Annotated in this window: 7 protein-coding genes and 1 pseudogene; all 8 read right to left on the reverse strand. The window is 55.0% G+C overall.

The genetic code is table 11. The features are described from left to right. Positions 1 to 2 precede the first annotated feature (2 nt). Positions 3 to 485, reverse strand: a complete 483-nt coding sequence (gene bcsD, locus ACT9TW_RS04090; protein ID WP_259349691.1) for a cellulose biosynthesis protein BcsD — start codon at positions 483 to 485, stop codon at positions 3 to 5. Continuing rightward, a pseudogene (locus ACT9TW_RS04095) lies at positions 482 to 4506 on the reverse strand (cellulose synthase subunit BcsC-related outer membrane protein). The gene bcsD and the pseudogene ACT9TW_RS04095 overlap by 4 nt, the downstream one beginning before the upstream one ends. Further along, the gene (bcsB, locus tag ACT9TW_RS04100; RefSeq protein WP_446491729.1) at positions 4503 to 6782 is read right to left on the reverse strand and encodes a cellulose biosynthesis cyclic di-GMP-binding regulatory protein BcsB; all 2280 of its coding nucleotides are present in this window, start codon (positions 6780 to 6782) and stop codon (positions 4503 to 4505) included. The pseudogene ACT9TW_RS04095 and the gene bcsB overlap by 4 nt, the downstream one beginning before the upstream one ends. Further along, positions 6779 to 8884 carry a UDP-forming cellulose synthase catalytic subunit gene (bcsA, locus tag ACT9TW_RS04105; RefSeq protein ID WP_446491730.1) on the reverse strand — a complete coding sequence of 702 codons (2106 nt, stop codon included), beginning with the start codon at positions 8882 to 8884 and terminating at the stop codon, positions 6779 to 6781. Before bcsA ends, bcsB begins: the two co-directional genes overlap by 4 nt. A gap of 18 nt (positions 8885 to 8902) precedes the next feature. Further along, positions 8903 to 9706 carry a cellulose biosynthesis protein BcsQ gene (gene bcsQ / locus ACT9TW_RS04110; protein ID WP_014072234.1) on the reverse strand — a complete coding sequence of 268 codons (804 nt, stop codon included), beginning with the start codon at positions 9704 to 9706 and terminating at the stop codon, positions 8903 to 8905. Next, positions 9697 to 10197: a cellulose biosynthesis protein BcsO gene (gene bcsO / locus ACT9TW_RS04115; RefSeq protein ID WP_446491731.1), complete on the reverse strand. Its 501-nt coding sequence runs from the start codon at positions 10195 to 10197 to the stop codon at positions 9697 to 9699. Before bcsO ends, bcsQ begins: the two co-directional genes overlap by 10 nt. 534 nt (positions 10198 to 10731) lie before the next feature. Further along, complete coding sequence (gene birA / locus ACT9TW_RS04120) at positions 10732 to 11694, reverse strand: bifunctional biotin--[acetyl-CoA-carboxylase] ligase/biotin operon repressor BirA (RefSeq protein WP_446491732.1); 963 nt, start codon at positions 11692 to 11694, stop codon at positions 10732 to 10734. After that, complete coding sequence (gene murB, locus ACT9TW_RS04125) at positions 11691 to 12719, reverse strand: UDP-N-acetylmuramate dehydrogenase (protein WP_446491733.1); 1029 nt, start codon at positions 12717 to 12719, stop codon at positions 11691 to 11693. The genes birA and murB overlap by 4 nt, the downstream gene beginning before the upstream one ends. Positions 12720 to 12803 lie beyond the last annotated feature (84 nt).

Raw genomic sequence — 12803 nt, forward strand, 5'->3', positions numbered from 1 at the left:
TCTCATTGTGGATTGTGATAGCGGAACTGAACGTCCGAAATGGAAAAGAGACGATCGCGACTCACTGTCACGTGCGCTTTTCCGCCCTGCCCCTGCATCCAGTGGGCATATAATCCCTCCAGTATTGCACAGAAGGCATGACACCAGCGGTTTTGCTGCTCTGCAACACGGCTCACCGGTAGCCCCTGATGACGAAGCGTCAGATCGGTGTCGCGGGTGGTGATATCCACACATCCCCAGCCAAAACGGGCCAGTTGCCTGTTGATATTCGCCTCCAGCTCACCCACGGTTTCCGAGGGCTGGAGCGGGAACTGCTCCGCCAGCGCGTGCCCCATCTGGCGCAGGAACGGCTGGCTTTCATGTTCGCCGACGTTACTCACCATTCCTTCGACCATTAAGGCCAGCAAATCAAACCAGCCTTCTGGCGTTTGCTGCCCACGAAACCAGCTCATCAGCGCAGGATTGTCCATATTCTGTGTCATCACTTATCTCCCAGCATGTAGCGGAAATAGAGCCCCGCCGTACTTTCGTTATAGCTGCCAAAGGTGTCATAACCGACGTTGCCGCCAATGGTCATATCTTTGTTGACGTTGTAATCCACCCCTGCGCGAACCGTGTAGCCAATACCGTTTTCCGAGCTGCTCTTATAGCGGGCCTCTTTGGCGAAACCACTGGCAACCGCCCCTTCAAGCAGATCCTGCCAGGCGTCTTTCGTCGGGAAGTAGTCACTGCTGTCCTGGCTATACGATTGATACCCAACGGAGCCACCCAGCTTCAGTTTCCAGTTATCAATTTTCTGGGTGTAATCCACCGGCAACGCTACGCTGACGTAGTTCTGCGGGCTGAAGTAACCGCCCTGGCCGAAGGTGAACTGGCTCAGGTTTTTCGAGAAGTCCATCCAGCTCATGCTCAGCCCGGCCTGTACCTGACGGAGATCGTCATGATAAGGCCGCAAATAGACCCCGGCGCCTGCGTTCACGCTGGTGTTGCTTGCCACATTCTCGCCAAGATAGCTGTAGCCACCGCCGCCAACGTAGAACCCGGCATCGCCATCGTCATAACTGAGCTGTAGGTTGCCCCCGTTTTTGGTGACGCGCCCCCAGCTCTTGCCAGAGTACTTATCTTCCAGGCCAACATAAGAGAGCAGACTGTCGGTCACGGCGCGACGTTCACCGGTCAGGATAAGCGAGAGGTAATTGGTGAGTTTCGGCGACCATTTCACCCCGCCAACCAGCGTACTCAGGTCCTGTCCGAGCGGCGTACTGCCGATGTCCATACGGTAATCTTTACCACTCAGCGCCATGCTCAGCTCGACGCCGTTCGCTTTTTGCGAATCGGTCGACACATCGCCTGGCTGGCTGACGTTTGGCTTGTGGCTGGAGGCTTCAAGGTATTCACCCACCGCCCCGCCGTCGTAAGCGCCAAGCTTCGCCAGATTGAGCTGCCCGTCGGTACTGGTCAGGTTAAAGTCGCTCGCATTAAGCGTGCCGAGAGAGTCAATCGTCGCCATTTCAGGATGGCTGGCGAGATAGGTTGCCCTGTCGGTATCACTCATCGCCGCCAGAGATTTTTGCTCGTTAGTGACGGTAGAAATCACGTTCGAGGCCGCATTAGCCAGCGGGTTTGAGCCAAAGCGGCGCCACGCATCACCGCTGGCGCTGCCTGCACTGAGCGTGACCGGGGTTGCGGTAAATTCAAAGCGCGACTCGCCAAACGGCGAGCTGGACCAGGTAAGCGGCGCTTTCGCTTCCGTAAGCTTGCTGGTTCCCGATTCACCGTCACGACCACGAATTTGTACGCCGCCCTGCAACCAGGTGCCGGTTTGATCCTGCATCTGCAGCATCATGTCATCCACCTGACGCAAGGTACGGCTCTGAACAGTTTCTTGCGGCAGGTCGGTCCGGGTGGTGCCTGGCAGCGTAGACCCCGGCTCACGCGCGGTTTGCGCCAGTTGCCATGGCAACGCGCTTTCGCTGGACACCGTGGCTCCCGCCGCCTGAGAAGTACGACTGGTGCTGACAAACGGGTTGTCTGCCAGCAACAGGCCGCCCATCGTCGGCGTGGCGGCGCTGTTGGTAGACTCCAGCCCCACCAGCTTGCCGCGCGCGCTACGCAGATAGGTCATCGCCTGCTGGTGATTACCCTGCGCCTCTTCCAGACGCGCCAGCAAGAGCAAACGCTGCGGCGAGTTGTTGGTTTGCAACCCATTAGCCAGCTGTTTCGCCTTCACGACATTGTCTTGTGCCAGCGCAACATCGATTGCGCCCACGCGCGCATCCTGATCCGGCGTATCGCGCGTCATCAGGTAGTCATAAACCACGCCCGCTTCTTTGTTCATTTTGCCGGTCTGGTAAAGACGCGCCATCGCAAACATCAGATCGGTATTCTGCGGATCGCTTTGCAGCGCGCGGATCAGTTTGTCGTAGGCTGCCGCGTAGTTACCCTGCTCGCGAAGCTGATCCGCTTCGTTGATCACATAGCCATTACGCACGCCTGCCAGTTGGGTTGGCGTACTGCGTGAAAGCAGTTCCGGGTTTGCCAGGAAGCGCTGAGCTTCGCCGTTCAGCCCGGCCTGGTTCAGCACGGCAACCTGATCGGCATAGTCGCCGGCATTGCCTTTCACCCCGTCGTTCATGTTGTTGCGAACCACCGATACCGCCCCCGTGAGGTCGCCGCTTTGCGCCAACATCCTGGCCAGCTTGCCTGCATCTGCCGGGCTTTCCGGTGGACGAGACGACAAGGTTTTCAGCGTGTTGGCCGCCGCAACTCCATTGCCCTGCGCCAGATAGCGCTCAGCGGTAGCCATTTGCAGGTTGTAATTCACCCGCTGCGAGAGCTCACGCATTTGCGGTGTCTGGCTGGCGGGAGAAACCCGTGACAACAATGTTTGTGCCTGCTGCCAGGCATCGTTTTCACTGGCAAACAGAGCGGATGCATACAGTGCACTGGCTCCTGCCCCCGGGCGTGACGCAGGTTGCATCACAGATGCCGCTTCACCATCAGCCCCTGATTTTTGCAGCAGACGCGCCAGATCAAGACGCAGCCACGGATCGTCCGGCAAGCGGGCAACACCCTGACGCAGGATCGCGATCGCCTGTTGCGTATTCCCGCTATCGACAGCCTGTTGTGCCTGACGACGAACAGGATCCCCGGCAAACCGGTCACCACGCGCGGCTGAAGCTTCGCCTGAAGCGATGCCGGTAAGGTGCGTAATATGGCCTGCGCGTCATCCGTTTTGTTTTGCTCTTTCAGGACGTAATAGAGATTTTCGCGCGCCGCACCATTTTGCGGTTGGTTGTTCACCATTTCACGCAGGATTTGTTCCGCCTGCGGGTAGTCTTTGTTATGACGCAGCACATCGGAACGGAACAGTTTGGCAGCCGTCCCCCGCTCACCTGTTTGCTGGGCCAGAGGGGCGGAGAGTGCGAGCGCCTGGCTAATATTACCCTCTTTCAGCGCCTGCTGAGCCTGGGCAAGCTGGCCGTAAAATGCCGCGTCATCTGCCTGAGCTTGTCGCTGCGCAGAGGCGTCACCGCCCTGACCTGCCGCACGCCCCAGATACTGCGCCGCTGCCTGATAATCCCCTTTGCGCTGTGCGATATACCCCATCCCGGCCAGGGCATCGGCATCCTGCGGGTTGGTTTGCAGCACTTGCTCGAACTGGCGCTTTGCGGCATCGGTATTGCCGCTGTTCAGGGCGGTAAAACCTTCGCCTTTTGCCGCGCCGCCCACGTTTTTGCGGTAGTACGCCTGCACTTCGCTGTCCTGCGGATGGCGCTGCAACCAGGTGTCATAAAACTGTTCATCGCCCGGTTTTGGTCCCAGCCATAACAGCGCCTGACGCAGCCCGGCATCAGCATCTTTGCTGCCGCTGGCCATCTCCTGCAATTGCATCATCCCGTCACGGCGTGTCTCTTCCCGCCAGGTGAGCATTTTCCCCAGCGCCACGCGCGCCGCGTTATCCTGCGGGTTCTGTGCCGAGAAGCGCTGTAATTCTGCCAGAGCCTGAGGATAGAGCGCTTTGTCGCTGCCCATCGTCTGATAATATTCCGGCGCGAGGCTTGCCGGTGGAGTATCGCCATTAAACAGCGTTTTCCAGGTATCGAGCGCTGCCGGAATATTGCCGCTACGTGCCTGCTGACGCGCCAGAGTTAACGTGCCCTGTGGCACCTGGGTCATCTGCCTGGCGTTATCCAGCGCCTGTAATCCGGCATCATCTGGCGAGACTTTAGCCAGCCGTGCGCGCCACTGGGCCGCGGTTTGTAAATCGCCATTTTGCTGCGCCCACAATGCCATCAGATAAAGTGCCTGGGTGTTGTTGGCATCCACCATCAACACTTTTTTCAACGACTCACTGGCGAGATCATCATGGGATTTTTCATGCCAGTAATTTGCCTGGTCGAACAGCGCTTTTAACGCTGCATCGTTTTGCGCCGCAAATGCCGTCGTACCAAACGTCAGCACACCGGAAAGGCAGATAGCCGATTTAATTGTTATTTTTTTCACTTTCCTGTCTCCGGGTTCAGGCGCTTATGTGCACGCTTTTTCAGGAAGGCATAAAGCGCCAGCCCGGTCAGCGAACTGATAATCAGCCCAAGAATGGCCAGCAGCGCCGAATGCTGGTTGGCATACCAGACAATCATCATTTGCATCGGCATTTGCCCGCTCGGGAACTGCGACCCGACGCGGAAACTGCGTACACCGTTTTCGTTGGTGATAATCGCCGCATCGCCACGAATACCGGCGTTGATGCGTGCTGAGGTTAAATCCTCATGCAGGCGTGCAAGCTGATCGTCATTGCTGCCCAGCGCCATCACCACCAGCCGGTCGCTGTTCCACGGCGAGCGGAAACTCACAAACCCGCGCCAGGCTTCGTTGGAAGAGAAGTAGCGGTCAGCGTCTACACCATCAGAGGTCCAGTCTCCGGCAAGCCAGCGTTGCAGTTTCTGCCAGGTTGTCGGCTCACGCACGCCCAGGGTGTTGTCGTGTGAGGTAAACGGCGAACTGCTGAGCAGCGCCTGGTTGAAGTCATGCTGAGCCATCCCACTGACAGCAAGCACATCGCGGGTACGCAGCAGCTCCAGATTGCCGCCCGCCGTGGGCACACCCATCACCACGCGGTTGTTGTACAGTGCAGCACCGGTGGCGTTCCCGGAGCGCGCCGCCATGTCCAGCAGCGTTGCGACCTGGGTTTCCGTCGGGTGTTCCGGCAACAGCAGCACCGTTTCCGAGTAATCCGCCATACGGGTGAACGGGAACGACGCGCCGACAAAGTAAGAGAGGTTTGGCATCAGCGCGAAGTGACGCGTATGGCTCAGATCGATCCACGAATCCTCGTCAATACGGCTCTTGATGTTGTTGTTCAGCAGCACGCTGCACGGCGCGTTCTCTTTTGCCGTAATGTTGAAATAGAGCGAAAGCTGGTTGTCGCCGTAAATCATGTACGGCTCCAGCGGCATATCGAATTTCTCCTGCCGCGCATCGCCACCCACCTTGTGCCAGAGGGTTTCCAGCGCACCTTGCTTGTTCACCGGCAGGTTATGCAGGAAGGTGTCGTTGAGCGTCATGCTGAGCCAGGACTTGTTTTCGTCAATCCAGTTTTCGGTCGGGAAACGATAGCCAATGTGCAGCGGGATTGTTTCGCCATCCCACAGGAACAGATCGGGAGCTGCACGAAAGGCAACGCGCAGCGGCGGATGCCAGATCCCGGTAACGGTCAGGCTTTGATCTTTACGGATCAACTCTGAAAGCTTCACCGGACGATCCGTTGGGATCCATCGCGGGGCATCATAAGGTTTGCTGACAGGGATCTTTTGCACCGGCAGCGAGATACTGGCGGTTTGCAGTGCAAAGTTACCGCGCGTCAGCCGCCATGCCGCCGTGCGCAGCGCGGCTTCATCCTTACCCACGACCAGCAACAGCTTATAAACCGGGTTTGCCGGGTTATCGACGATTTGCAGCATCGGCTGAGTGGTTTGCGGCAATGTCATACCACCAATCTTCTCGCCGGGATGACCAATCAGAATGCCGTTTTTCTCTGGCAGCGTGTCATTCAGCGCGGCAAACGAGACACCGCGATAATCTGCCTGAATCCCCAGCCAGGAAGAGATCAGTGCCGCCGCGCTGAGCGAATCGCTGCTAAGACTTGCCCCAAACGCAAAGGCGATGGTGGCTGGCGTCATCTGCATACTGTCAAAGAACGGGCGCGGGAAGTGGCTTAAATCAGCGCCAATATCCAGCTGCTGCCCTTCCAGTTCAAAACGGGAATCAGGCAGAACCGTAACGCGATATTTGTCCGTCAGGTCACGCTGGCACTGCATCGCATCGCCATCGTTAATCTTAAAGCTCAGGCTGTTGCTGGAGACCAGCAGCGCAGAAGGAATATCCAGCTGGAATCGTGAAACATCGCTCTCTTCCGCTCCCAGCGGCACAGTGCCAAGCGGTTGCCCGTTGAGCATCAGCTGCATAGTGGCATTACGCGTGGCCATCGCCGGAGAAACTTTCAGATTCAGTAAAAGCTGGGCGTTAGTGACCACCTGATCGACCGGCAGGGTAAAGCGCGTACCGCCCTGCAACTGGCCTCCGCTCAGCACAATCCCCTGCGGTTGCCCCATTTGCGCCACGCTAATGGTGTTCACCGAGGTAGGGGCAAAGGATGCAGCAGGCGCGGCTGGCGCAGGCATTTCAACCGGCAATAACGACGCTACTGTGGTTTCCTCACTGTGCAGTGGCAGCGCAAACAACGACGCCGCCAGCAGGGTGAGTGTTGTCAGACGTTTCATGCGTTGCCGTCCTCCTGAACCTGCACTTTTGCCTGCGCGCGGCGATTTGCGCGGCGGGTTTTCCAGGTCATCCAGAACAGATCGAACACACAGCGGACAATGGTCGCCAGCGAGCGGAATGGATTGTCCTGCGGTTTTGGCGGCTGGATCCACGCATCGGCGCGCGCCAGCACCACACGCACCAGTTCGCGGCGTCGTGACAGCGGGATATCGTCGAACATCAGGCGGATATAGTGTTCATCCGTCGTGACAACTTTCACCGGAATGCTGATCGCCCCTGATTGCAGAAGCAGTTCAATTTCTTCAATCTCGTCCGTCAGATGACGGTCGTCTGGCAGCTCAATACGGCAGCCGCCCATTGACAGATCGGCCGTCTGGCTACGCGAAGAGATACCGCTGGCATAGTGGATAAGCACCGGAATGGTGACATCAATACGAATCGTTTTGCGTGTCTGACGCGTTTCACGCGCCACCGCAATGGCGGCCAGCAGGAAGATCAGGCTGTAGAGTCCCCAGCCCACGTTAAGTGCGATAACGCGTGGATCAACGCCGTAGTAGTCATGCGCGAAGGCACGGACAATCCCCGCAATCACGCCGATACCAAGCAGAATGGCAATCACCAGATGCGGCCGAACAACCCTGAAATCAAAATACCCGACGTCCAGCAGAGCGCCCTTGTCGGTCACGTTAAACTTGCCGCGTTTCGGGAAGAGCATGGTGACAACCGTTGGCAGCACCAGATGAAACGCCAGCACCAAATCGTAGATTTCACCCCAGAAGCTGTAACGGTAGCGCCCGTTCATGCGCGAGTTGATGTAGATCGCCAGGAACAGATGCGGCAATGCGTACGCAAAGACCAGGCTCGCTGACGAGTGAATGATATTGAGGTTGAACAGCAGATACGCCAGCGGCGCGGTTAGAAACGCGATACGCGGTAAGGCAAACTGGTAATAGAGCATTGCGCTCAGGTAACACAGACGCTGCTGAATCGTCAGGCCACGGCCAAACAACGGGTTATCCAGACGGAAAATCTGCGTCATTCCTCGCGCCCAGCGGGTACGCTGAATCACATGTAACACCAGACGCTCGGTCGCAAGACCGGCAGCCAGCGGAATATCCAGGAACGCCGATTTCCAGCCCAGACGCTGCATCTTCAGCGCGGTGTGAGCATCTTCGGTAACGGTTTCCACAGCAAAACCGCCGATCTCTTCGAGTGCGCTACGGCGAATAACCGCACATGAGCCGCAGAAGAAGGTCGCGTTCCAGTTATCGTTACCCTGCTGGATAGGGCCATAGAACAGCGTGCCTTCGTTCGGGATATTGCGCCCGACAGAGAGGTTACGTTCGAACGGATCTGGCGAGTAGAAGTAATGAGGCGTCTGCACCAGCGCCAGTTTTGGATCTTTAAGGAATCCACCGACTGTTGCTTGCAGGAAGATGCGCGTGGCTACGTGGTCGCAGTCGAATACGGTAATCAGCTCGCCCTGAGTCAGTTTCATCGCATGGTTGAGGTTACCCGCCTTGGCATGAGAATTATCGTTACGCGTGATGTAACCCACACCGACATCCGCCGCAAACACCGCAAACTCCCGGCGTTTCCCGTCATCAAGCAGGTAGATTTTCATTTTGTCGCGCGGATAATCGATACACTGCGCTGCCAGCACGGTGTCGCGCACCACTTCCAGCGATTCGTTGTACGTAGGAATATAGACATCAACCGTTGGCCACAACGACATGTCATCCGGCAAAGGCACAATTTCGCGTTTCAGCGGCCAGATAGTTTGCAAATAATTCAGCAGTAACAACACCCAGACGTAGACCTCTGCCAGAAATAACCCCATGCCAAGGATGGTTTCAATCTCTGAATTAAAATGCAGCGTTTGCGTCAGGCGAAAATACATATAGCGGGTGGACATCAATAATGACATCACCACCATAATCACTGAAATGCTTCGCTTTTTACTGAAGCCCATTAAAAACAGCAGGCCGATGCTAATCAGGCCAAATATATACTGCTTTTGGCTATCCATCGGGGTAATGACAACCAGCAAGGCAACAGGAACCATTGCCAGTACCAGCAAAATTAAGAGCAACTTTTTCATAGGAAACCCTGCGTGGAATTAGAACCCCGACATACGCGGAAGGGTATGAACCGTACCGTCACCCACTTTCACCCCGAGGATGCCTGCAACTTTTTTGGCGATAAGCTCAATGTCGAAAGCCGCTGCGGATGCCGGGCTAAAATCGAAAACGGATTGCTGAGAGGCGTTGGCTTCACCTACGCTTTCATCCCGGTGAACGACGCCAAGCAGTTTTTCTCCCAGCTTGTTCTCGACAAAGGCCGTCACATCGCGGCTGATTTGGCGGCGGTTGTCGCTCTGGTTAAGCACGAAGTAATGACCTGCTTTCTGATTGAGTACCCCACCCGTCAGGCGCTGGTTTTCAATTTGCGGTAGAAGCGATAGCGAAGCTGTATCGGCCAGTAACGTCACCAGATGGAGATCGGCCAGGCGGGACATCGCTTTCAGCGCAGGCGTTGGGCCAGGAGGAAAATCTGCGATGATAATCAGTCCTGGATAGTTCAACAGCGTACTCAGACCTCGGGTCAGGAAGTGCTCGTCGTGAGTGAGGCGTTCTTCAAACGCCAGACGTTGCGGCTCGGTCGCATCGCCATAAGGCAGGACAAAGATATTTCCCCCGGCGGTCAGCACAAACTGGCTCCAGTCGGAAGACTCAGCCGCCCTGGCAACGTAGCCACGGCTGTCGGAAAGGGGTACCCCAAAGTGCAGGCGCAGCGCGTTTTGCACATCAAAATCCAGAGCCAGAACTTTGCTCCCCGCGCGCGCGAGTGCATACGCCAGATTGGCGGTCATGGTGGTTTTACCCACGCCACCTTTCGGTGAACAAACGCAAACTAACGGCATGTGGCAATCCTTTCCAGCAGTGAATTTAATGGCTGGTTTTTCTCAGCCGCAGGGACAGGTTTTGTGGTCGCAGGGGCAAACAAACGAGTAAAGTCGACAGACCCTTGTTCCGGCTCGGTGACGGGATGTGATACCTGAACCTGGGCAGGTGTCGGTATGGCAGGTGCCTGCCGGGGCAATGACACCAGTTGCTCATCCACCCCTTGCAGGATCGAGGACACCGGCGCAGGTGCAGGCTCGACGACAAGAACCTGTGGCACTGGAGTGAGTTCGCTCACCGCAAATGTCTCTTCCGTGACCGACTGAGGAGCTGACAGTGAAACATGTCCGCCAGCGGCAAGTGAATTAACTTCAGTGGCAGGAAGAAGCTGGTTGATAATCGCCCAGTTTCCCTGTTCCTGCGCATGGCTCTGAGCTGAGAAATCCTTAAAATCAAGCGCCTGGCTACGCGTTTTATCCTTAAATCGCTGCAAATCATCATAATGATTCATAGTTATACTCATGATTTACAAAACAATAATGCACCTGCCACGGTTAGACTTCAGTGGTCATGTACGATCAATGGATGTATTTATTCAGGTGTAGGAGCACAGTAACGTTACGGTTATACCGTACGCATATTATTGGCGTGTATAAATTACAGCTTTACTTCCACGCGGCTTATTATCGGCAATAGCATTAACATCAACAGTGCACATGCTATCTGTTTTTTAAGGTAAAAAACATGGAGTGGTTTTGACTTAATATTGCCTTAAGGATGGCATTTATAATTGAAAAGACATATTCAAGTAGAATATCAAATCAATAAAAACATACATAATGGCAGTAAAATCCAATTAAGATGATTCTTAATTTAATAATTTGTTACCCAGAGAAATATCTAGAAATACTTTTTCGTCGTTACTTTTTAATAATTTAGCTTAACTCTTTCTTCTGACTGAAATTATCTCCTGCCTACTATTTTCTGGAGGGGGGAGATAACCATACTGGCAGGCGAAAAAAAGGGAGCCAGTGGCTCCCGGATTTTATTCAGCGCTGCGTAGCGAAATCTCCCCACCAACCCAGGGCTTAATCATGCCATCCTGTTCAAGAAGCAACGCGCCCTGCGCATCAATTCCGCGAGAGATACCGTAGATCTCCTTCTCGCCAATCAGCAGTTTTACCGGACGGTTGATAAAATTATCCAGTTTTTCCCAGCGAGAGAGGAACGGTGCCAGCCCTTCTTGTTCAAACAGCGATAACGAGTCGCGAAGCTCTTTAATCAGCCGTACCGCAAGTGTGTTGCGGTCGATGGTGATCCCCGCTTCCTGTAGGTTAGTCCAGGCCTGGTTTACCACATCGGCCTGCACATTACGCATCACCAGGTTTACGCCCGCACCAATCACGATCTGTGCAGCATCGCCGGTTTTACCTGTTAATTCGACCAAAATACCGGCGAGTTTACGATCCTCAAGATAGAGATCGTTTGGCCATTTAACCCGGACTTTATCCGCGCCCAGATCATGCAGAACTTCGGCCATCACAATCCCGATGACCAGACTCAGGCCAATAGCAGCAGCTGGCCCCTGCTCAAGACGCCAGTACATAGAGAGATACAGGTTAGCCCCAAAGGGTGAGAACCACTTACGGCCACGACGACCACGTCCCGCCTGCTGATATTCCGCTACACAGGCATCACCCGACTGTAGCTCGCCCAGACGATCCAGAAGATACTGGTTGGTTGAGTCAATAACGGGCAGCACGGCAACCTTTCCATGCTCAATCTGACTGCCGATCAGCTCTTCATTCAGGAGCTGAATAGGCTCTGGCAGGCTGTAGCCTTTTCCCGGCACCGTAAAGACATCAACACCCCAGTCGCGGAGAGTCTGAATGTGCTTGTTGATGGCGGCACGACTCATCCCCAGGCGATCGCCCAGCTGTTCGCCAGAATGAAATTCACCATCAGCAAGGATGCCGATCAGGGTTAATGGAATGGTATTATCCTTCACGCAATGGCCTCCACGGCATTCACTTCACCGGAACGGCCAATGAAGCGGACTTCTGGTTCGAGCCAGACGTTGAATTTTTCACCCACACACTGACGTACATGGTGAGCCAGCTGCACAACATCGCTACTGGTCGCATTGCCCTGGTTAATCAGAACCAGTGCCTGCTGGCGATGCACTGCGGCACCACCCATCGTGACACCTTTTAACTGACACTGATCGATGAGCCAGCCCGCAGCCAGTTTAACGCTGCCATCGGCCTGCGGGTAATGTGGCGCAGTTGGCCAGCCCGCGAGAAATGCTTTTGCATTTTCGCCGCTGATTACCGGGTTTTTGAAGAAACTACCCGCATTTCCGTTCACTTTCGGATCGGGGAGTTTGGTCATTCGCATGTGGCAAACAGACTCAAACACTTCGCGCGCGGTCACAGTTGCCGGGTCAAGGCGCGTCAAATCACCATAGTTAAGAATCGGGTTCCAGCTTTTCGTCAGGCGCAGGCCAACGGCCACAATCACATAGCGATCCTGATATTCATGTTTGAAAATACTGTCGCGATAACCAAAACGACACTGTTCAGCGGTCAAACGCAGAGCGTTCCCTGTTGCCAGTTCGATGCAGTCGACATATTCACAAACATGTTTAAGTTCAATGCCATAGGCACCGATATTTTGAATGGGTGATGATCCTGTACAGCCCGGAATCAACGCAAGGTTTTCCAGGCCAGGCATCCCTTTTTCAAGGGTGTATTGCACCAGATGATGCCAGTTTTCCCCGGCACCAACGTGCAGATGCCAGCTATCGGCGCTTTCTTCGACATCAATACCCATGATACGGTTGACGATCACGGTACCTGCAAAATCGTCGAGAAACAGGACATTACTTCCTTCGCCCAGAATTAATACAGGTTCACTGTTTTCTGTTGCGTTTTGCCATGCAGCCAGCAGTTGCTGGGCATTTTCGGCACGTACAATTTCGTTAGCATTCCGCTGAATACCAAAGGTATTCCAGGGCTTAAGGGAGTGATTCATAGACGCTATCCTGATGCAAAAACCGGGATAGTTTACCGTATATAGGGAAGGATAGGTGATTAGTTTATGGATACCGGGAAGGGA

The organism is Enterobacter sp. C4G1, from assembly GCF_052886895.1.

Coding starts and splice junctions, on each gene's coding strand:
- bcsA (WP_446491730.1), bottom strand. CDS start 8,884: ATGAAAAAGTTGCTCTTAATTTTGCTGGTACTGGCAATGGTTCCTGTT.
- bcsQ (WP_014072234.1), bottom strand. CDS start 9,706: ATGCCGTTAGTTTGCGTTTGTTCACCGAAAGGTGGCGTGGGTAAAACC.
- bcsO (WP_446491731.1), bottom strand. CDS start 10,197: ATGAATCATTATGATGATTTGCAGCGATTTAAGGATAAAACGCGTAGC.
- bcsB (WP_446491729.1), bottom strand. CDS start 6,782: ATGAAACGTCTGACAACACTCACCCTGCTGGCGGCGTCGTTGTTTGCG.
- murB (WP_446491733.1), bottom strand. CDS start 12,719: ATGAATCACTCCCTTAAGCCCTGGAATACCTTTGGTATTCAGCGGAAT.